Below are 20,173 nucleotides of genomic sequence, written 5' to 3' on the forward strand. Positions count from 1 at the left end.
CCCCGGGCTCCGAATAATGTTTACGGAAAGGCAGCAAGGACATACCGTCCCATGAAAGACTGTTCTTGGGGCTGGAACAGACTGTATTGTAAAGCCCTGCTGCCGTCCCCAGGAGCTGTATTCGGTTTTTGTCCCGCCTTCTGGGCGGGAGGCAGAGACCCCCACGGGCAAACTTCTTCGCACGTTGTCCCGCAAGGCGGGATTACAGACAAAGAGTCTAAGGCGGCCAGACGGCCATAACCAAACAGGTTTCATTCAAGTCCCAGAAGCGTTCTGGACGGGCAAACTTCTTCGCATGGTACAGAGAAGTTGCAGACAAAGCGTCTAACCCGGCATAGCCGAAATTTCTCACACAACGACACAATAATTCAAAGTTTCTCATATCATATGGCGACTATCTCATTTTTGTGGGGTCTGTGGTTCTGCGGGAGAGCGAAAAGCATGTTGTTCCCAAAAACATGAGGAGAGGGAAGACCATGAAATGGAAACAGTTTCTGACGCCGGTGGCGAGTATGGATGCGGAAGCGGCCAGGGCCTTCATGGGGAAACAGAAGGAAGGAACCTATACCCTTCTCGACGTCCGGCAACCCGGGGAATATGAGAAGTCCAGGATCCCCGGGGCCAAGCTGGTGCCCCTGCCGGAACTTTCTGATCGGTTCGGGGAACTGGACCCGAACCGGCCCGTGATCGCTTATTGAGCGGCCGGCGGCCGCAGCCGTGCTGCTGCGCAGTTCCTCGCCGGCAAAGGCTTCAGGGAGATCTATAACCTGAAGGGGGGCATCAGGGCCTGGGACGGTCTGACAGCGGCCGGCCCTGCGGAGATGGGGATGTCCTTTCTGAGAGGCGATGAGACAATAAAGGAGATGATCGCCCTCGCCTACGGCATGGAAGAAGGCCTTAGAGGTGTTTACGCCGCAATCAGCGGAGAGACAGGGGATCCGGATGTGGCCGGGCTGGCCGTCAGGCTGTCGGAAATCGAGGATCGCCATATGGAGCGGCTCATTCATCTCTATCGCACACTGGATCCCGATAGTGCCGACCGGAAGGCGTTTGAAGCCGACATCATCGCAGGGATCATGGAGGGCGGTTATACAACAGAGGAATTTCTCCATCAAAACAAGGATGCCATGACCACGGTGCCCGATCTCCTCAATATGGCCATGATGCTGGAGGCCCAGGCCCTGGACCTCTACATGCGATATTCTGAAAAGGTTCAGAACGATACGGCCAAAAACGTCTTCTATGACCTGGCAGAAGAGGAAAAGGACCACCTGGCCCGCCTGGGCCGCCTCCTGGACGAGAAGATCTGATGGCAACCTATACCGGTATCAATCATCTTGCCATGGCCACCGGGGACATGGATGCCACGATCCGTTTCTGGCGGGATCTGCTCGGGATGCGGCTGGTGGCAGGGCTTGGAAGGCCGGGATACCGGCACTACTTCTTTGAGATATCGGCCCATGATATGATCGCCTTCTTCGAGTGGCCCCATGTGGAAAAAATCCCTGAAAAGGATCACGGGGTCCCTGTCAAGGGCCTTTTTGCCTTTGACCACGTTTCGTTTGAGGTGAAGACAGAAGAAGATCTGTGGGAATTAAAGGCAAAACTGGAGGCCGCCGACATCTGGGTTTCCGAGGTCATGGACCACGGGTTCATCCACTCCATCTATGCCTTTGATCCCAACCATATTCCCATTGAGTTCAGCGCCCCGGTACCGGGCGTGGACATCCGGAACCACCCTAAAATGAAGGACAGTGCACCCACGACCGTGTCGCGGCAAGGGCCTGATCCACAGCCCGGGGTTTGGCCCGAGGGAGCGGAGACAACGCCGCCTGAAGACCGAAGGGTCTACCCTGGTGAGGGGAGGGTCCTGGCCGAAAAGGATAAGGATGAATCCTGAGAGCAGCAGATGACCCAAATGCCGCCGGTGAAACAGGGACCCATGGAAGACAAATTGAACACGGCTGCAGCAAACTCCCCGCGGCCCGGAGGCCGTCAACTGAAAACCAGGGTCCGCGACATCCTGACCTCCATGGATATAAAACGGGCACTGGATGCATTGGATCAGATGCCTCCCCGCCGGGTGATCAACCCGCTCTTTTCCATCCTCTACCAGGGGGATGACCGGCTCAGGTGGACCGCCATAACAGCCATGGGCCGGGTGGTGGGACGGCTTGCCGACGAGGACCGGGAGGCGGCCAGGGTCATCATGCGCCGGCTCATGTGGAACCTCAACGACGAATCAGGAGGCATCGGATGGGGGTCGCCGGAGGCCATGGGGGAGATCCTGGCATGCCACGAGGGCCTTGCCCAAGAATATGCCCCCATACTCTTATCCTACGCAAGAGAGGACGGCAATTATCTGGAACTCGAGATGCTGCAGCGGGGCCTCCTCTGGGGGATTGCACGGCTGGCCCAGGCGAGACCCCGCCTGGTTCAGGGTGCGGTTTTACACCTGGTTCCCTACCTTGAATCGAAGGACCCGGCTGTGAGGGGGATGGCTGCGCACATCATGGGCCTTCTCGAGGTTTGGGAGGCTCGCGGGGATCTTCAGTCTTTGACCGAGGATGAAGCAGAGTTCCAAACCTGGGCGGATTGCAGGGTCGTCCATCGACGGGTCAACCACATGGCGAAGGAGGCCCTCAAGAGGCTGTCGGTTTCAGAGAGTAACCGGTTAAACAGGAAAGGAGATTTGTTATGAATGAACGGTATGCCAATCCCTATGTTATCGGCGTGTTGCTCGGCCTTGTCCTGCTGTTTTCCTTTTACACTATGGGAAGGGGGGTCGGCTCATCCTCCACCTTTTCCAGGATTGCTGCCGCAGGGATCGATCTGACGGCGTCCGATCACGCAAAGCAGATCACATATTTTTCAAAATACCTTTCGAGAGAGCGTTCTCCCCTCATGGCCTGGCTGGTTTTCCTGACCTTGGGCGCCGGGCTCGGCGGCCTGTTTTCTGCCTTTATCTCCCATAGAATCCGGGGAGAGGTGCTGCGGGGTCCTTCCATAGGGGTCTCTGCCCGGCTGTGGCTTGCCCTGGCCGGAGGGATCCTCTCCGGGTTTGCCGCCAGGCTGGCCCGGGGGTGTACCAGCGGCCAGGCCTTGACCGGTGCATCCGAGCTGGCCTTTGGGAGCTGGGTCTTCATGTTCTCCATCTTTGCCGGGGCATATGCAATGGCATATTTCTTCAGAAAGGAGTGGCTATAATGGGACCGCTGTACAAGTTCGGATGGTTTGACTTTGCCTACAGTCTTCAGATTGCCGGGCTCATCGGATTTCTGTTTGGGTTTGTCCTGGAAAGGGCGGGGTTCGGGAACGCCAGAAAACTCACCGCCATTTTTTATCTGAGAGATTTTGCCGTATTGAAGGTCATGTTCACCGCCATTGTGGTATGCATGATAGGCCTTTTGTATTTTTCAGTGTTCGGCTGGATCGATCTCAGCCGGGTCTATCTCCTCCCCACATACATCTGGCCGCAGATCGTGGGGGGTCTTGTCCTGGGCATCGGGTTTGTCATGGGTGGGTACTGCCCCACCACTTCGGTGGTGGCCACGGTCTCGGGAAAGCTGGACGGTCTTGTTTTTACCGGGGGAATGATACTGGGATCATTCATCTTTGCCGAACTCTTTCCCCTGCTCAAAGGTTTCTACGAAGCCGGTTCCATGGGGCCTGTCCGCCTTTCAGACGTCCTTCGCATCCATTCCGGCCTGGTCGCCTTTCTCGTATGTCTGATGGCCGTCGGTGCCTACTGGGGGGTTGAGAAGGTGGAGCAGCGGTTTGGGGACAGGGAGACCCTTCCACGCGGATCCAAGAGGGTAAAGCGAACGGCCGCGGCAGTCCTCATTTTTCTGGGGCTCATCCTGGCCATTGTCAATCCGGACCGGATGACTGCTCAACGGGCCACGGCAGGGCCGGTCGGACCGGTCAAAAAAAGCGAGCCGATGGAGACCACAGCCCCGAAAGCGGAAAAACCCGCATCCTCCGGCTTCCAGATTGTGGAAGACGAAGGATGCTGATGTGTCAATAATGCCAGCAAATATACGATTTCCTGACGCGTAAACATTACAAAAGAATGACCCCATCAGACATGTTTCCGTTCAACTAACTGGATTTACATATTTTTTCAAATTATCAGCGTTCGTGTACTATTTTGCGCACAACTTTTGCATATAAATTTTTACTAAAGCGGTTCATTGATTTTGCCGATATATGAGTTAACTTAAATACAAATGATCGCGTGGCTGAAGCGCCAAGAGACAACTTTAACACATGATAATAAACCACGAGACGGCCCATGGCCTCCAAAGGTTATATTTAAAAGAGAAAGTTGACAAGGCGCTTAAACACAGGATTCTCGAATGTGCGTGCATCTTTTCCGATGCCAATCCACAAACATGAAAATGAAGCGATTGCATGAGGTAAAATAACGGCATTTCGGGAATCCATTAGATCATGATGGCGGCCTGGTAACAAACAGACCCAACCCTTAGCAAAACCAAAAATACCTTTCCATAATCAAGAAAACCCCTTATCCGGGCAGGGCCCCCCTCCGGGCCCTGCCTTTTTTTTCCGGCAACCCCTCTCCGGCCTTAAAACCAATACACCCCGTCATGGTGATTTCCCGTATCGCTGAGCATATTACGTATGGGGTTCGGTAAGGGGTCTCATTTGAAGACCTGCAAAAATCCGTATTGCTCGATCCTGTTCTCCGGACCAAAGACGGGCTGTTGCCTATCCTGCACATTTTTGGGTATACTCACTCCCATTCACGATTAGACAGAAGTTATATCGCCTTGTCCCCTTTATGCCCGGGCGTGCGCCACGGCCCTGTGCAGTCTTCATCGGTCTATGAAGCGGAGCGGTCTTACAGCCGACTCCCGTTAGAAGCGTCATCGTTCCATGAAAACTGAAAACATCGGACCTTAAAAATGCCCTATCCCTATGAAAAAATTCCTCCCGAGCTGTTGGACGCCCTCCTGGAAAACCCCCATGAATCCCAGATCCTGGTAGACCGTGACGGCATTATCCATTTTATCAGCATCCACAGCGAAGAGTTCTATGCCATGTCACAGGACGATGCGGTGGGCCGGCATATCCTGGAAATGAACCCGGAAAGCCTCCTTCCCCGGGTGATTGAGACCGGAAAGGCGGAGATGGGCCGTGTCCTGAAGATGGGCGGCAAGGAACGGATCGTGGCCCGCATCCCCTTGAAGGACCGCAACGGCAAGGTCGTCGGGGCAGTGGGGAAACTCATGTTCTGGCATATGGAGCAGGTCAAGGATCTGGTTCGCCAGGTGGAAATCCTGGAGGATCGACTCGACTATTATCAGAAAGAACTTCAGGCCATCTATTCGGACTGGTTTGCACTGGAACGGGTGGTGGGCGAATCGCCGGCCATGCGGCAGGCCAAGGCCGTGGCGGCCCAGGCGGCCGCATCAGACCTCTCCGTGCTCATCACCGGGGAGACCGGAACGGGAAAGGAGATATTTGCCCACGCGATCCATCAGCTCGGTGCACGGCGCAACAAGCCGTTTGTCAAGGTGAACTGCGCCGCCATTCCCCACGAGCTGTTCGAGTCGGAGATGTTCGGCTATGAGGCCGGGGCCTTTACCGGGGCCAGCCGGAGGGGCAAACCCGGCAAATTCGAGCTTGCGGATGGCGGCACGATCTTTCTGGACGAAGTGGGGGATTTGCCGTTACCGATGCAGGTCAAACTCCTGCGGGCCATTCAGGAGAGAACAGTAGAACGCCTGGGGGGGACCCGGGTCCTGAGCCTGGATTTCCGCGTCATCGCAGCCACCAACCGGGACCTGAAAGCGCTCATTTCCAAGGGGCTCTTTCGACAGGACCTCTACTATCGCCTCAACATCTTCCATCTGGAAACGCCCCCCCTCAGGACCATTCCTGAAGACATCCGCCGCCTCGCCTATCACATCCTCTCGGAAGTCGGGAAAGAAAGAAAAATCCGGACAGGTCCCATCACGCCGGAGGCCATGTCCCGGTTGGTCTCCTCCCCCTGGCCGGGAAACGTCCGGGAACTCAGGAACGTAATCGAACGGTCCATGGCCGCGGCAGGAGAAGGCCCCTTAAAAGAGGAGCACCTCCCGATGGATCTGCTGGAGGAGGTCCCCGAAGACAGGGATGATCCAGGACCGCCCCGGGCCTTGAGGGAAGAAATGGCCAAGGCCGAGCGTCTGATCCTCCAACGGGCGCTTCGCCATGCCGGCGGTAACCGAAGCCGGGCAGCCCGGATTCTGGGAATTCATAGGACCGGGCTTTACCAGAAAATAAAGACCCATGGCCTGGAATGAGCCCTAATGTATATAAATTTCTACATGTATATTAAATTCTGCACTCATGTGAAAAAATGCACTCCAATACAATTAATTGATATTACAATGAAACCCTGATTCCGGCCTCAAATGCCCTGTCTATTTTTCTATACATGTCTACCCCCGATTGCGTCCGTGGGCCTTTAATTTATCATTTTCCGCCCGATGTTTCCAAATAGTTATTGTCATTTCATTTAGTTACATGGCAACATGGGTCACGGGCACATGTATTGCAAAGAAAACAGCGAATCGCTTTTAATGTCAACGGATAAAATCCGAACGGCTGGTTTCTTCAGGACTTCAGGCGTAAGGCCTTAACATTAACTTCTGGATCCTCATCCCTGAATAGTAACATCCCGGTCTATCCGGGCTAGGATATGTCTATGGATTATGAAATTCCCGAATCTATACGCATGATGCTGGATACGATCCGGCGTTTCGTCAGGCAGGACCTCGAACCCATCAGCCAGAAGGTGGAGGATGAAGACCGGATCCCGGACAACATTGTTCAGGCCATGCGGGAACTGGGGCTTTTTGGTCTCTCTATCCCCGAGGCCTACGGCGGTCTGGGACTGGGCGTTCTGGGGGAATGCATGGTATATGAAGAGCTGTCCAAGGTCAATGCCTGTTTCCGTACCCGGATCGGCACCAACAACGGGATCGGTTCCCAGGGGATCGTCATAGACGGCACCGAGGAGCAAAAAGAGACCTACCTCCCCCGCCTGGCCTCGGGCGAGTGGATCGGTGTTTTTGCCCTGACCGAACCGGAGGCCGGCAGCGACGCGTCCAACATCCAGACCACCGCTGAACAACGCGGTGACACATGGATTCTCAATGGCCGGAAGCACTTCATCACCAACGGGGATATCGCCGATGTCATCACCGTCTTTGCGGTCACCGACAAGGCCAAGCGGGCCAAAGGCGGGATCACGGCCTTTCTGGTGGAAAAAAATTATCCGGGGTTCTTTGTGGGCGCCATCGAGCGCAAAATGGGCATGCGGGGGAGCCACACCTGCGAACTGATCTTCGACGCCTGCGAAATCCCGGCCCGGAATGTCATCGGCGGGTCGTCCATGGTGGGTCAGGGTTTCAAGACGGCCATGAAGGTCCTGGATAAGGGACGTCTGACCATGGGCGCATCCGCCCTGGGTTCGGCCCAACGCCTTCTGGAACTCTCTCTGGATTATGCAAAACAGCGGGTTCAGTTCAACCAGCCGATTGCGGGATTCCAGGCCATTCAGTTCATGCTGGCCGACATGGCGACCCAGATCTATGCGGGCCGTCAGATGCTCTACCATGCGGCACGGCTGAGGGACCAGCGGGGGACCGCGGTGGTCAAGGAGGCATCCATGGTCAAGCTTTTCTGTACCGAGATGGCCAATCGGGTGGCGGACATGGCCGTACAGATCCACGGCGGCATGGGATACATGAAGGACTTCCCTGTGGAGCGGTATTACCGGGACCTGCGTCTCACCCGCATTTACGAAGGGACCAGCGAGATCCAGCGGCTGGTCATTTCACGCGAACTCCTGAAAGGAAAATAGGTTATGGCGATAGGAAGCATCTTCATTATGGGAAGCGGTCTTATGGGGGCCGGTATCGGCCAGGTCTGCGCCCAGGCAAACATCCGGGTGACCCTGTGCGACCTCTCACAAGAGGTCCTGGACAGGGCCATGAAAGGCATCTCCTGGTCTGTGGGCAAGTTCCTGGAAAAGGGGAAGGTGGAGGGGACCCTGGATGACATCATGGGCCGCATTTCACCCACCACGTCTATTGAGGCCGCTGCGGGGGCCGATATGGTGATGGAGGCGGTTTTTGAAAACATCGATGTGAAACGGGAGGTGTTCGCCAGGCTGAGTCCCGTGATTTCGGAACATGCCCTGGTGGCCACCAACACCAGCGCCATCCCCATTACCGAGCTGGCCGCGGGCATCCCCCGGCCGGAGCGGTTTTTGGGTCTCCATTTTTTCAATCCCGTGCCCATGATGGCCGCCGTGGAGGTGATTCGCGGAATGGCCACCAGTGATGAGGCCTTTGCCGCAGGAAGGCAGTTTGTGCTCGACATGGGAAAGGAGCCCATCCTGGTCCACCGGGACGTGGCCGGATTCGTCATCAACCGGATCAACTTCCCTTCGACCATGGAGGCCATGCGCCTGGTGGAAGAAGGCGTCACCTCTGTAGAAGACGTGGACAAAGGCCTCCGCCTGGCCGCGGGCCGGCGCATGGGCATCTTCGAGACCGGGGATATGGTGGGCCTGGATGTCACCTACGGGGCCATGATGGCCATATATCAGGAGACCGGCGATCCCCGCTGGTACCCGCCGCTCCTGTTGCGGCGCAAGGTCAAGGCGGGACAATTGGGGAAAAAGACCGGCCGGGGATGGTATGTGTACGGCCCGGATGGAGAACGTCTGGGACCGGCCGACGACCACTGATGAAATGCAGCATCTTTGTGCCTTTGTGCCTTGTGTTAGAACATTTTAATACCTTATTTCCTGGTCTTCTGTCATGAAAAGCAAGAAAATATGGCCATCCTTCCACTGCACGCTTAGGCTTCCGTCATTCCGGCACGTTTCTAGCCGGAATCCAGAAATACGACGGACTGGATTCCGGCTAAGGGCATGCCGGAATGACGGGACAGCACACAGCCGTTTTGGTAGCGGTTATCCGCTTTAAGATATTCGATAGAGGGAACTCAACATGAGAGAAGCAGTCATTCTGAGCGCGGCACGCACGCCGGTGGGGAGGTTCGGCGGGACCCTCAAGGCGGTGACCGACCGGGACATCGCCGGGCTGGTCCTGAAAACGTCCATTGAACGGGCCGGCATCCGGCCGGACCAGGTGGAAGAGGTCATCTTTTCCCAGCAGTACCGCACCGGCGTTCTCCCCCCCAATATGGCCCGGCCCATCGCCATCGATGCCGGGATTCCCATCGAGGTCCCCGAATACACCGTGGCCAAGGCCTGCGGCGGGTCTTTGAAGACGGTCTTTCTGGCGGCCCAGGCCGTCAAGGCGGGAGACGCGGATCTCCTGGCCGCAGGCGGGGTGGAGCACATGTCCAATGCCGCCTACCTGATTCCCACGGGCCGGTGGGGGGCGCGCCTGGGTCATGCACAACTCATGGATCAGCTCGTCCTGTTCGATCCCATCAGCGGCAACACCATGGGCGAGACCGCGGAAAACGTGGCCGAGCGCTGGCAGGTCAACCGGGAAGACCAGGACCGATTCGCCCTGGAAAGCCAGCAAAAGGCGGCCAGGGCCCTGGAGCAAAACCTGTTCGAAGAAGAGATCGTCCCGGTTTCCATCCCCCAGAAAAAGGGCGATCCCGTCCGGTTTGCCATGGACGAACACCCGCGGCCCGGCACCACCCTGGAGGCCCTGGCCAGACTCACGCCGGTCTTCCGGCAGGGCGGTTCGGTGACCGCCGGGAACAGCAGCGGCATGAACGACGGGGCCGCCTGCGTGATCGTGGCCAGCCGGGAAAAGGCCCGGGAACTGGGCCTCAAGCCCCTGGTCTCCATCGTGGGATACGCCTCAATGGGCGTTGAACCTGCGGTCATGGGGATCGGTCCCATTTACGCCACCCGGAAGGTCCTGGAGAAGACCGGATTAACCCTGAATGACATCGATTTGGTGGAACTCAACGAGGCCTTTGCATCCCAGAGCCTGGCCTGCATTCGGGAACTGGGCCTGGACCCAAAAAAGGTGAACGTCAACGGAGGGGCCATCGCCCTGGGACATCCCATCAGCGCCACCGGCGGCGTTATCCTGACCAAGCTCATCTATGAAATGCGCCGGCAGGGCAGCCGTTACGGCCTGGCTACCATGTGCCTGGGCGGAGGGCAGGGAGTGGCTTTGATCGTCCAAAACGAGGGGGAATAGACCGACAGGGAGGTCCCTATGAACCTGGCACAACTGCTGATCGACAGCGCCGACCGCCGGCCGGATCATCCGGCCGTCATCTTCGGCAATCAACAGGCGACCTACCGGGAATTGGATCGTCGAACCGATGCCCTGGCCTGGGGTCTCAGGGAAAGGGGACTGGGCCCGGGGGATATCGCGGTCCTGATGATGCCCAATTCCATCGACTGGATCATCGCTTATTACGCCCTGGCCAAGTTAGGGGCCGTCGTCCTCCCCGTTAACTTTTTGTATCGCACCGAGGAGCTGACCCACATCTTTCGGGATTCGGGGGCCACGGCCTTCATCGGAAAGGCCGACCATCTGACATATGCCGGTCCCCTCGTCCTGGAATCCACCCGATTTCATCTGGCCTTGACCAGTGGAGAAGAGACGGCCGACGGCTTTGAGCCCCTGAACGGCCTTCTCCTGGATCGGGGCCCGTTCCCGGTTTACGACGTCCGGAACGACGACACCCTCGCCATCATCTATACGAGCGGCACCACCGGCCTGGCCAAGGGGGCCATGCTGACCCACCACAGTCTGGAGAGCAACGCCCGGACCGTGGCCGACATGCGTTACACCGAACCCCACGATGTCTGCCTGGGGGTGCTCCCCCTCTTTCACATCTACGGTCAGACCAGCACCCTGAACGCGAGCCTCTATCTGGGCCTGACCATACGCCTCTGGGAGCATTTTGACGCCGAAGCAGTCTTCACGGCCATTGAAACGGAAGAGAGCAGCATCCTGATCGCCGTGCCCACCATCTTCAACCGGCTGGCCGAGACCGCGGCCCAAACGCCCCCGGTCCGATCGTCTCTCAGGTTCTGCGTTTCCGGCGGGGCCTCTTTGCCGGTGGAGGTCCTGAGACGGTTTGAAAAGGCCTTTCACGTCACCATCTACGAGGGATACGGTCTGACCGAATGTTCCCCGGTGTGCGTGGAAAACCCCTATGGACGACCCACCAAACCCGGCTCCATCGGCGTTCCCATCCCCGGTTTCGAGGCCCGCATTGTGGATGAGAAGGATACGGATGTGCCGCCGGGGGGGGTAGGCGAGCTGATCGTCAAGGGACCCGGGGTCATGAAGGGCTACCTCAACCAGCCCGAGGCCACGGCAGAGGCCCTGCGGGGAGGCTGGCTCCACACCGGCGACCTGGCCCGGCAGGACGAGGATGGATACATCTTTATCGTGGACCGGAAAAAAGAGCTGATCATCCGTGGCGGGTACAATGTCTATCCCCGCGAAATCGAGGAGGTGCTCTATGGCCATCCGGCAGTTCTCGAGTGCGCCGTGGTGGGCCTGCCCCACCCGGATTTGGGTGAAGAAGTGGCCGCGGTGATTGTGTTGCGACCGGGCATTTCTACAACACCCGAGGAAATCCGCGATTATGTCAAGGAAAGGGTGGCGCCCTACAAATATCCCAGGGTGGTCCGGTTTGTCCCGGAGCTGCCCAAGACCAACACCGGCAAGATCCTCAAGCGCCGTATCCGATTGGACGGCCCTTGAACCTATATAGAGCCTGAACGAAAACCCCGTTCAGGCAAAATTGGGAATTGAGGAATTGCGAATTCCGAATTGGTGGAATAAAGTTTAAATTAATAAAAGCAATTTTTCTATTCCACCCCTTTTTAATTTCCGGGTTTCCGTTCAGCCATTATATAAGGAGGAAAACCCCTAACCGCCGGTTGCGACCGGCCCATGTGAAAAGGAGGAGGATAACGATGAAACGATTCCTGGTGTTGTTGGTCTGTCTGGTCTTTTCCATCGTCTTTCTTAGTGCCACAGCCATGGCCAAAACCCTGCGCATCCAGTGCGCCTACCCGCAGACAGCCTACGCGGGTCAGTCCACCCAGTTCTTTGCCGACAAGGTAAAGGAGCTGACCAAAGGAGAGGTGGAGGTCAAGGTCTTCTGGCCGGGACAGCTCGTCAAAACGAATGAGGCCTTTGATTCGGTCCGGCAGGGGATGATCGACGGATATTCGGGCTCGCTCCTCTATTTTGCCGGTCTCGTGCCCGAGGTCAACTGTCAGTGGCTTCCCTTTAACTGGTCTGACCCGGAAGATGCCGTCAACGTCCTTGTAAACAAAGGCTACATGAAGGTCATGGCCGAAGCCGTGGCCAAACACGGCGTCACCTATCTGGCCCCCCTATCCGTGGCCACCATGGGGCTCATGACCAAATTCCCCATCCATAAACTGGAGGACCTGAAGGGGAAGAAAATACGGGCCGTGGGCATGGAGGCACAGATCGTGAAGGCCCTGGGGGCCTCGGCCGTGGCCATTGCAGGGGCTGAACAATACATGGCCCTTCAGCGGGGCACGGTGGACGGGACCGATTACCCCTGGTATACCATCGAGAAATACAAATTCTACGAGGTCCTGGATTATATCACCGCACCGGCCCTTCACACCCCCGGGGTCATCGAGATCGTCATCAATCAGAAGACGTTCCAAGCCCTCACCCCGGATCAGCAGGCCGCAGTCAGGAAAGCGGCCATGGCCGCCATGGAGCGGAGCTTTAAAATGACCCCCCAATTCGACCAGGAGGCCGTCGATGCCGCTGCCAAGCGGGGCGTAGAGATCATCACCCTGTCCAAAGAGGAGTTGGCGCGGTTCCGCCAGGCCGTCAAGCCCCTCTGGGACGAAGAGGCCAAAAAATCGGAATATTCGGCCAAGCTGGTAACGATTCTGAGGGAAAATCTTGCGTCCAAGGGCGCTCAGTAAACACTGACATTTTCCATAAGATCGCGCGGGGTCTTTCAAAAGACCCCGCATCCGATAAGGAGGCCCATGCAGGCATTCATTCGTTTTGTAGATAAAATGAATCTGGTGCTCGGAAATGGGGCGGCCCCTTTGACCCTGGTGATTACGCTCCTTGTCCTCCTGGAGGTGACGGCCCGGTATCTGTTCAACCGGCCGACCACCTGGGCCAATGAGGTCAACCAGTATCTCCTCTGCGCCCTGGTCATGTTCGGCGGCGGCTACACCCTGAGCAAGTACGGCCACACCAAGGTGGATATCCTTCATGTGTGGTTTTCCAAGAGGGTTCAGGCCTTGGTGGAAATCCTCATCGGGATCTGTGTTCTCATCATTACCGGTCCTATAATCTGGTATGGGGCGCTCCTGACCTTCGAGGCCATTGAGACCGGGCAGACCTCGGTATCCGCGGCCGAGCTGCTCCTGTGGCCGTCCATGGCCACGGTGCCCCTGGGGGCCCTGTTTCTGGGTCTGCAGGGACTCTCCAATGCCCTGCATGCGGCCATGGTCCTGACATCTCCGGATTCCATCACAGAAAAAGGGGGGCGTTCATGAGCATCGGTCTCTCATCCCTGATCATCTTCGGGTCCCTGGTCTTCCTCCTTTTGCTCGGCGTTCCCATCGCCTTTTCTCTCCTGACCGTATCGGCAGTGGGCATCTTCTTCTTATGGGGACCCAAGGGGCTCATGGCCCTCTACAACTCGGCATACGGGGAAGGGACCAGTTTCCTGCTCCTGGCCATCCCCCTGTTCGTGCTCATGGCCAATGTCCTGAAGTTCAGCGATCTGGCCGATGAACTCTACGAGATCGTCCATCGGTGGATGGGCCGCCTGCGCGGCGGACTGGCCATGGGCACGGTGGTCATCTGCGCCGTGTTCGCCGCCATGGCGGGCATCAGCTCGGTGGCCACGGTCTCCATGGGGCTCATCGCGCTCCCGGCCATGCTGGACCGGAAATACGATCGCGTCATCGCGGTGGGGTGTATCAATGCGGGCGGCGCATTGGGCATCCTCATCCCGCCTTCCATTATCATGATCCTCTACGGTTCCATGGCCGAGGTCTCCATCGGTCAGCTCTTTGCCGGCGGGATCCTTCCGGGGCTCCTCATGACCCTGATCTTTATCGTCTATATCGGCATCCGCTGCTGGATCAATCCGGTGCTGGGGCCGGCCATTGAAGAACGCTACAGCATGGCACAGAAGGTGGTTTCGTTGAAGGGCGTGATTCTCCCCGTGGCCCTGGTGGTGCTGGTCCTGGGCGTGATCTATACCGGGGTGGCCACCCCGACAGAGGCGGCCGCGGTGGGCGCGGGCGGCGCCATTCTGACCGCGGCCCTGCACCGCAAACTGCGCTGGGCACGTCTGCGCCAGGCCTCCATGGAGACCCTCCACCTGAGCGCCATGATCTTCTGGATCATTATCGGTGCCGTGACCTTCACCAACTTTCTGGCCTTTGTGGGCATCCAGGACATGGTCCAGCAATGGGTCATCGGCCTGGAGGTCAACCGCTGGATCATCATGCTCGCCATTCAAAGCATCTTCTTTGTCCTGGGGATGTTCCTGGATCCGGCCGGCATCATCCTCCTGACCACCCCCATCTTCGTGCCCATTATCACCCAGCTCGGCTTCGATCCCCTATGGTTCGGGGTCCTCTTCACCATCAATATGGAAATGGCCTACATCACCCCGCCCTTCGGGTTCAACCTCTTCATCCTGAAGGGGGTCGTGCCCTCTTCGATTTCCATGGCCGACATCTACCGATCCGTAGGACCTTTTGTGATCCTCCAGGCCATCTGCCTGGGGATGGTCATGATCTGGCCGGACCTGGCCCTTTATCTGCCGTCCCTCATGGCCAAACAGTAGTAAACACCCTGCTCGAAAAACTCTTGTTCATTCCTCGGTTCATTGATGACCATTTCATTGTTCTCATGGGCAATTATTTCTTTGTCGCCGGTATCCCGATGGTGACTCTCTATAGCAGCCGGTTCACGTCGCAGAGTATTGAGATAACCACCGACGGCATCCTTGTTGACAGTATGGCGGGAAAGGAGTTTATGCCGTGGGAATCCCTTACCTCGATGGAATTATCGGATGAATACGTTCCTGTGGGGAGAATGGGGACAATGGTGCCGAAACAGCTCCAGAAGAGACTCAAACTGGTGGATACATCCGAACGCTATATTATGGTCAATGAACCTCAATTGTCATCGGTAAAACGCCGGATCATTAAGAAATTTCAAGAATATGCGCCGGATTCCGTGCGGGAGAAAATCCTTGACCCTCTGGAGGGATGGTAATTCCCCCCTCCCGGCGCGGCCCCAAACATCCTAAGCCCATCCAATCCGATGGTCGCCAACCGATTGATGGACGCCTCACTTGAATCTCTCTGCACTCCACTCAAATTTCTCATGGCCGGCATTTCCAAATCGCCCACCGAGGCCAACAGCCTTATCGCCGGAGACTTCCATAACCTTCCCTACATAGTGTTGGCGCCACCCGCCGGTACTTCTGATAAAATCAATGCTGCCATCCGGATGGACGCGTCCTTCAACCTTGGTATTAATTTCCTGACCGTTGGTGCGGATCATATGCCCGGCGATTCGTTCACCAAACTGCTTCAGGTGAAGGTCGAATTTATAGGTTATTCCCGTGGCCACGCATGTCATTTTCCAATCACCTGCCAGGCTGCCGACGGGTGTGGAAGGGTTACCTTGATCCGCGTTGCCGGAAACTGCCGGTGGGAGTGTGGATGGCGATCCTGTTAATGACTTATCCGGTAAAGCCGAAGGATCGTCAGGGATCAAATAAACCGCGGCCCTGGCTTGGGACGGCAGATAAACCGTCGGGCCACGATCGGCCGCTCTGAGCAGAATCTTGTAGTCCCCCGGTTCATAGATAGGAAGTTGGTCCATAAGAGTGATGCTGCCATCGGTGTTGTTGACATATTGGACAGGGGGTTCGCCGCGCTCAATCTTTCTCGCTTCCGGCCTGTCATAGAGAAGCGTTTGTCCTTTAAAGAGAGCACTGTACGTCCTGATGTTGACATCGACCCATTGGCCCTGGCTGCGGTGGTACTTGTAGAGAAACAACTTCACGTGCGTGTACAGCCAGGCCCCTTTTTCAATATGGGCTTCCAGAACCGAGTAAAGCCGCCCTGAAGCCGGCACCTTGAAGGGATATTCGACGTCGACTTTCTTGGTAACGTACGCTTCAGAAATGGGTTTTTTTGTGTCTGCACAATGATGCCATTGTTTATCATTCCCTACAGAAAAACATTCGCTGAAGCCCGTTTCCTGGCTCCATAGGACCCCGGCATCCGGGATCAGAAACTGTCTGGCCCACACATCAGCAGAACCGGCGGAAATCGTCACGCTTGGAAAACTCAGAGTGATGACAGCAAGGCATAGAAGGATCAGAAAATTTTTCATTGATCATCCCCCGTTCTGGAAACTTCGTTACCAGACCTCAACAGGCACCCGGCCCACCTTGGCCAAGTCCGCGGCATAATATCTCGAACCCACATACAGAAGAATTGCCGCCACCACGTTTAATACCGGGATGAAGAGCATGGCTGTTTCCAGGCCCAAGGCGTCCGACAAGACCCCGATGACCGGCGGCCCCACGGCACTGCCCAGGATATGTTGAAGAATAACGTTCAGGCTGAGGGAAACCGCCCTCAGGCCCGGATGCACCACGTCCTGGGTCACGGCCACGGACGCTGAAACAAACCCCACCGCGGTCACCCCGCTGATAAGGAGCACGACATATTGCCCGCCCCCCCGCAGCCAGGCGAAAGCGATGAACAACAGCCCTCCCGTGACCAGCGACGAAAGGGAGGCGAACAGCATCCGGCTGTCTTTTCTTTTTTCGTACCGCAAATCCGCCAGCATGCCGCCCAAAGGCGCCCCGATAAAGGCCATAAGCATCACGACGCTACCTTTCAGCCCTGCCTGTGTCATGTCCAGACCTTCCAGACGATGAAAATAGGTCGGCAGCCAGGTCAATAAGGAGGTGGTGACAAACACATTGGCGGCCATACTCAGATTGTTGAAGATCAGGGACGGCTTCTGCGCGAATTCGGCCACGATTTCCTTGAGGCCCATGGTGCGCGATGCAGCGTCCCCCAGAGGGCCGGAAAACTTGACCAGTTCCACGGTCTTGTAATCCCGTACCCAGAAGAATATCAAACCGATCAGCATTCCCGGCAGGGCCACCAGCCCGAAGGCATGCCGCCATCCGTACCTCTGGGCCACATATCCCCCCAGGGCCACCCCGATGGCGCCCCCCAGGGGGATGGCTGCGTTCCAAATGCCCAGCATCCGGGCACGCCGGTTTTCGGGGAATAATGCTGAAATCAGGGCCGATCCGCCCGGAGCATACCCAGCCTCTCCCAGGCCGATGACCGATCGCGTCATGAAAAGCTGGGAGAAGTTGCGGGTAAAGGCGCAGGCGATGGTTCCCAGGCTCCAGATGACGGACATCAATCCGATGCTCTTTACGCGGCTCCAGCGATCCACCAGTATGGAAAGGGGGAGCGTAAAGATCAGAATGGACCAGTACACCGCAGAGATCAGGAGCCCCAGTTGGGCGTCGGAAACCCCCCAGTCCTCCTGGATATAGGGGAAGAGGCTGACCACCACCAATCGATCGATATAATCGAACATATAGAGCAGAAAGAGGAGGACAAAAATGAAATAGGCCGAACGAGAGGACATTCTGTCCGAATCGGTCGAGGTCATGATATTCACACTCCCTTTCTGCTGCGGCCGGCGGTTTTCAATCGGGCCTCCGGGCGTGATCTCCCATACCCGAGGGGATAAAGGGATGTCCGCTGCGGCGTTTCAGGTTAAAGCCCCAAAGGATATTGGCCATATTCATGCACCGCCTGGAACATGGCCCGGCAGTTTTCCGGCTTGACACCGGGGTGGAGCGAATTGGAGGAACAGATGATCAGACCGCCCCCCTGCCCGGCATCCCGAATGGCCTGGCGGACCGCGGCACGGACCTCATCCGGGCGCCCTTCCGTCAGCAATTCAATGCAATCGATGTTGCCCAACAGGCAGAGGCGGTCCCCACAATAGTCCTTGACCTGTTTGAGATCCATACCGGCCTGAGGTTCCAGGGGATTCAGCCCGTCATATCCGGTGTCGAGCAGAATATCCAACAGGGGCCAGAGATTGCCGTCGCTGTGCCGGATGACCTTCAGCCCTTTTTCATGGGCCGTTTCCACCAGACGCCGGTTGTAGGGATTGATAAATTCCTTGAACTGGTCCGGGGAAATGAGGGGGAAGTTCTTGTCGGCGATATCGTCTTCAATAATCAACACATCCAGACCGGCCTCCACCAGTAGATCCAGCATCTGGACATTGTAATCGAACGTCATCCGGGCGATCCCATGCACGAAGTCCGGATCGTCGAACATCTTCAGCATCAGATTCTCCATGCCGCAAAGCCGCCAACTCAGGACAAACGTGCCCCGCATCATCCAGAAAACCGCCTTCCGGTCCTGAAAACGGGTCTTGGCCGCCAGAAGGAGGAGCAGGTTTTCCTTCTGTGGGACCGGGGGCCGGTAACCCTTGAGGTCTCCCCTTTCGGGCAGGGGATGGTGCCTGGCCACGGGCAGACCAAAGCGGTTCAGCTGATACTCCACCCCCCATCCGTCGCGGACCGCTTCAGGCCCGATCCGCTGTTCATGGCCAAACTCCAGCGCGGTAAACCCATCCACCCCGTAGTGTTCGTGAACCATAAACAGGGCTTCGAGCATCTTGAATTTTTCCCCGTCTGTCATGTCGTAAAAGGTCTTTTCCGGGTCCGGCAGATCCGGGATCAGGTCGCGGGTCAGGAGGATGATCGGCTTTTCATTGATGGCATGGATATACAATGGGACCCGGTCGGGTTCCCGGTGACTCAGGGCCGTCAATATCCGTTCTTTGCCGTTCACCGGGCACCTCCCATCAGTTCCAGGGCCTTGACAGCGCCCAGGGCCGCGTCCTGGCCATAGGCGTCGGCCCCCACGTCGTCGGCCAGTTTTTGAGTCACCATGCCGCCGCCGACCATGACCTTGACCCGGTCCCGCAGGCCGGCCTTATCCAGGGCCACGATCGTATCCCGGAGGAACGGGGCTGTCGTGGACAAGAGGCAACTGAGGCCGACGATATCCACGCTTTCATCCACGGTCTTTACAAAGGTCTCCGGAGAAACATCCATTCCCAAATCCAATACCTCAAAGCCCTTGCCGTCCAGCATCATTCGAACCAGGTTCTTGCCGATATCGTGCAGATCGCCCTTGACCGTGCCGATCACCACCTTCCCCACCGGTTTGGCCCCGGTTTCGGCCAGTAGGGGCCGCAATATTTCCAAGGCCCCTTTCATGGCCCGGGCCGCCAGCAACATGTTGGGGATAAAATATTCGCCTGTCTGAAATTTTTCCCCCACGATATCCATGCCGGGAATGAGTCCCTGGGTTAAAATGCGGGTAACCGCGACATCCTGTTCAATGGCTTCCTGGACCAACTCGCGGACCCGGTCCTGTTGGCCCAGACAGATCTGCTCGACCAGTTGACTTAGAACATCCATACCTGTGCGCTCCTGTTTGCTTTACGGTTCAGGTTCAGTTCGAGATCATCGCCATTGCAAAGACGAAACACCCTCCGGCCATTCAGGGCAAAGCGGGCGCATTTCCCAGAATTCGCGCCGGGCCCAAAACAGTTCCAAACCTATCCTTGAAACCGGTTCGAGTCAAGCACAAGCTGAAGGATGCCCTGATCCGCCAACCGCTGCCTCAGCCCCTCGTGTTATTTACTACGCCTGTGAGCACTGAAGCATTCCAGGGCCTGGCGTTCCCAGGTCGGTGTTGTTCTGCAGGGATGACGCGTCCCTTCCTCCCGGTGCCTACCTCGGCATGGCCCGGGGATTGGGAGATTATGGCCTGATCGAGATAGACGGGGGCCATGAAACCCTTTTCACAAATCCGACGGCCATCGCAGAAGCGCTCCTGAGGGCAATAAAATAACTGGCTCCTCATACGAATTTGTGGGTTAACTTGGGTTCAGGTAGCTTTCCCATGCCATGATAAAGTGCGAGTTTGAAGGTCTCTGCAGTTCGATAACCATACGCCCGATGACTGATGGCCTTGGCTTTGTTGTTGAGTCCTTCCACAGCTCCATTATCAATAGGTACTTTG

At 57.0% G+C, this 20,173-nt stretch carries 21 protein-coding genes; 16 read left to right on the forward strand and 5 right to left on the reverse strand.

All coding sequences use genetic code 11. The features are described 5' to 3' along the window. The first annotated feature begins 476 nt into the window (after window positions 1-476). From K9N21_22485 to K9N21_22555, 15 genes are all read left to right on the forward strand, one after another. Window positions 477-698: a rhodanese-like domain-containing protein gene (locus tag K9N21_22485; protein ID MCF8146684.1), complete on the forward strand. Its 222-nt coding sequence runs from the start codon at window positions 477-479 to the stop codon at window positions 696-698. Window positions 699-827: 129 nt separating this feature from the next. Then, window positions 828-1,310, forward strand: a complete 483-nt coding sequence (locus tag K9N21_22490) for a ferritin family protein (protein ID MCF8146685.1) — start codon at window positions 828-830, stop codon at window positions 1,308-1,310. Continuing rightward, window positions 1,310-1,900, forward strand: coding sequence for a VOC family protein (locus K9N21_22495; GenBank protein ID MCF8146686.1), 591 nt, complete (start codon window positions 1,310-1,312; stop codon window positions 1,898-1,900). Before K9N21_22490 ends, K9N21_22495 begins: the two co-directional genes overlap by 1 nt. 132 nt (window positions 1,901-2,032) lie before the next feature. After that, window positions 2,033-2,701, forward strand: a complete 669-nt coding sequence (locus K9N21_22500; protein ID MCF8146687.1) for a HEAT repeat domain-containing protein — start codon at window positions 2,033-2,035, stop codon at window positions 2,699-2,701. Further along, window positions 2,698-3,207, forward strand: a complete 510-nt coding sequence (locus tag K9N21_22505; GenBank protein MCF8146688.1) for a YeeE/YedE family protein — start codon at window positions 2,698-2,700, stop codon at window positions 3,205-3,207. Before K9N21_22500 ends, K9N21_22505 begins: the two co-directional genes overlap by 4 nt. Beyond that, entirely contained in the window at window positions 3,207-4,016 is an 810-nt protein-coding gene (locus K9N21_22510; GenBank protein ID MCF8146689.1) for a YeeE/YedE family protein, read from the forward strand. Before K9N21_22505 ends, K9N21_22510 begins: the two co-directional genes overlap by 1 nt. A 912-nt stretch (window positions 4,017-4,928) precedes the next feature. Continuing rightward, window positions 4,929-6,311, forward strand: coding sequence for a sigma 54-interacting transcriptional regulator (locus K9N21_22515; GenBank protein MCF8146690.1), 1,383 nt, complete (start codon window positions 4,929-4,931; stop codon window positions 6,309-6,311). Window positions 6,312-6,715: 404 nt separating this feature from the next. Further along, a complete protein-coding gene (locus K9N21_22520; protein ID MCF8146691.1) occupies window positions 6,716-7,876 on the forward strand; it encodes an acyl-CoA dehydrogenase family protein in 1,161 nt (386 codons plus the stop codon). Window positions 7,877-7,879: 3 nt separating this feature from the next. Continuing rightward, window positions 7,880-8,767 (forward strand): 3-hydroxyacyl-CoA dehydrogenase family protein, encoded by an 888-nt coding sequence (locus K9N21_22525; protein ID MCF8146692.1) that lies wholly within the window; start codon window positions 7,880-7,882, stop codon window positions 8,765-8,767. A gap of 265 nt (window positions 8,768-9,032) precedes the next feature. Continuing rightward, window positions 9,033-10,214: an acetyl-CoA C-acetyltransferase gene (locus K9N21_22530; GenBank protein MCF8146693.1), complete on the forward strand. Its 1,182-nt coding sequence runs from the start codon at window positions 9,033-9,035 to the stop codon at window positions 10,212-10,214. Window positions 10,215-10,253: 39 nt separating this feature from the next. Beyond that, complete coding sequence (locus tag K9N21_22535; protein MCF8146694.1) at window positions 10,254-11,741, forward strand: long-chain fatty acid--CoA ligase; 1,488 nt, start codon at window positions 10,254-10,256, stop codon at window positions 11,739-11,741. A gap of 215 nt (window positions 11,742-11,956) precedes the next feature. Then, complete coding sequence (dctP, locus tag K9N21_22540) at window positions 11,957-12,958, forward strand: TRAP transporter substrate-binding protein DctP (GenBank protein MCF8146695.1); 1,002 nt, start codon at window positions 11,957-11,959, stop codon at window positions 12,956-12,958. Between the two features lie 66 nt (window positions 12,959-13,024). Beyond that, window positions 13,025-13,546 (forward strand): TRAP transporter small permease subunit, encoded by a 522-nt coding sequence (locus tag K9N21_22545; GenBank protein ID MCF8146696.1) that lies wholly within the window; start codon window positions 13,025-13,027, stop codon window positions 13,544-13,546. Next, window positions 13,543-14,853 carry a TRAP transporter large permease subunit gene (locus K9N21_22550; GenBank protein ID MCF8146697.1) on the forward strand — a complete coding sequence of 437 codons (1,311 nt, stop codon included), beginning with the start codon at window positions 13,543-13,545 and terminating at the stop codon, window positions 14,851-14,853. The genes K9N21_22545 and K9N21_22550 overlap by 4 nt, the downstream gene beginning before the upstream one ends. A gap of 65 nt (window positions 14,854-14,918) precedes the next feature. After that, window positions 14,919-15,287 (forward strand): hypothetical protein, encoded by a 369-nt coding sequence (locus tag K9N21_22555; GenBank protein ID MCF8146698.1) that lies wholly within the window; start codon window positions 14,919-14,921, stop codon window positions 15,285-15,287. Between the two features lie 75 nt (window positions 15,288-15,362). On the opposite strand, the gene K9N21_22560 is transcribed toward K9N21_22555, so the two are convergent. The 4 genes from K9N21_22560 to K9N21_22575 all read right to left on the reverse strand — a co-directional run bounded on the left by K9N21_22560 (window position 15,363) and on the right by K9N21_22575 (window position 19,566). Beyond that, window positions 15,363-16,418 carry a hypothetical protein gene (locus K9N21_22560; GenBank protein MCF8146699.1) on the reverse strand — a complete coding sequence of 352 codons (1,056 nt, stop codon included), beginning with the start codon at window positions 16,416-16,418 and terminating at the stop codon, window positions 15,363-15,365. Window positions 16,419-16,445: 27 nt separating this feature from the next. Then, complete coding sequence (locus K9N21_22565) at window positions 16,446-17,729, reverse strand: MFS transporter (GenBank protein MCF8146700.1); 1,284 nt, start codon at window positions 17,727-17,729, stop codon at window positions 16,446-16,448. 107 nt (window positions 17,730-17,836) lie between these two features. Then, complete coding sequence (locus K9N21_22570; protein ID MCF8146701.1) at window positions 17,837-18,931, reverse strand: hypothetical protein; 1,095 nt, start codon at window positions 18,929-18,931, stop codon at window positions 17,837-17,839. Beyond that, window positions 18,928-19,566: a corrinoid protein gene (locus K9N21_22575; GenBank protein MCF8146702.1), complete on the reverse strand. Its 639-nt coding sequence runs from the start codon at window positions 19,564-19,566 to the stop codon at window positions 18,928-18,930. The genes K9N21_22570 and K9N21_22575 overlap by 4 nt, the downstream gene beginning before the upstream one ends. A 274-nt stretch (window positions 19,567-19,840) precedes the next feature. Between K9N21_22575 and K9N21_22580 the strand changes: the two genes are divergently transcribed. Next, window positions 19,841-20,002, forward strand: coding sequence for a hypothetical protein (locus tag K9N21_22580; protein MCF8146703.1), 162 nt, complete (start codon window positions 19,841-19,843; stop codon window positions 20,000-20,002). 8 nt (window positions 20,003-20,010) lie between these two features. Here the strand turns inward: K9N21_22580 and K9N21_22585 are convergent. Next, window positions 20,011-20,173 (reverse strand): transposase (locus K9N21_22585; protein ID MCF8146704.1); only part of this gene is annotated, 163 nt, incomplete at its 5' end.

Source organism: Deltaproteobacteria bacterium, assembly GCA_021737785.1.
Taxonomy (GTDB): Bacteria; Desulfobacterota; DSM-4660; order Desulfatiglandales; family Desulfatiglandaceae; genus AUK324.

Coding starts and splice junctions, on each gene's coding strand:
- K9N21_22485 (MCF8146684.1), top strand. CDS start 477: ATGAAATGGAAACAGTTTCTGACGCCGGTGGCGAGTATGGATGCGGAA.
- K9N21_22490 (MCF8146685.1), top strand. CDS start 828: ATGTCCTTTCTGAGAGGCGATGAGACAATAAAGGAGATGATCGCCCTC.
- K9N21_22495 (MCF8146686.1), top strand. CDS start 1,310: ATGGCAACCTATACCGGTATCAATCATCTTGCCATGGCCACCGGGGAC.
- K9N21_22500 (MCF8146687.1), top strand. CDS start 2,033: ATGGATATAAAACGGGCACTGGATGCATTGGATCAGATGCCTCCCCGC.
- K9N21_22505 (MCF8146688.1), top strand. CDS start 2,698: ATGAATGAACGGTATGCCAATCCCTATGTTATCGGCGTGTTGCTCGGC.
- K9N21_22510 (MCF8146689.1), top strand. CDS start 3,207: ATGGGACCGCTGTACAAGTTCGGATGGTTTGACTTTGCCTACAGTCTT.
- K9N21_22515 (MCF8146690.1), top strand. CDS start 4,929: ATGCCCTATCCCTATGAAAAAATTCCTCCCGAGCTGTTGGACGCCCTC.
- K9N21_22520 (MCF8146691.1), top strand. CDS start 6,716: ATGGATTATGAAATTCCCGAATCTATACGCATGATGCTGGATACGATC.
- K9N21_22525 (MCF8146692.1), top strand. CDS start 7,880: ATGGCGATAGGAAGCATCTTCATTATGGGAAGCGGTCTTATGGGGGCC.
- K9N21_22530 (MCF8146693.1), top strand. CDS start 9,033: ATGAGAGAAGCAGTCATTCTGAGCGCGGCACGCACGCCGGTGGGGAGG.
- dctP (MCF8146695.1), top strand. CDS start 11,957: ATGAAACGATTCCTGGTGTTGTTGGTCTGTCTGGTCTTTTCCATCGTC.
- K9N21_22545 (MCF8146696.1), top strand. CDS start 13,025: ATGCAGGCATTCATTCGTTTTGTAGATAAAATGAATCTGGTGCTCGGA.
- K9N21_22550 (MCF8146697.1), top strand. CDS start 13,543: ATGAGCATCGGTCTCTCATCCCTGATCATCTTCGGGTCCCTGGTCTTC.
- K9N21_22555 (MCF8146698.1), top strand. CDS start 14,919: ATGGGCAATTATTTCTTTGTCGCCGGTATCCCGATGGTGACTCTCTAT.
- K9N21_22560 (MCF8146699.1), bottom strand. CDS start 16,418: ATGAAAAATTTTCTGATCCTTCTATGCCTTGCTGTCATCACTCTGAGT.
- K9N21_22565 (MCF8146700.1), bottom strand. CDS start 17,729: ATGACCTCGACCGATTCGGACAGAATGTCCTCTCGTTCGGCCTATTTC.
- K9N21_22575 (MCF8146702.1), bottom strand. CDS start 19,566: ATGGATGTTCTAAGTCAACTGGTCGAGCAGATCTGTCTGGGCCAACAG.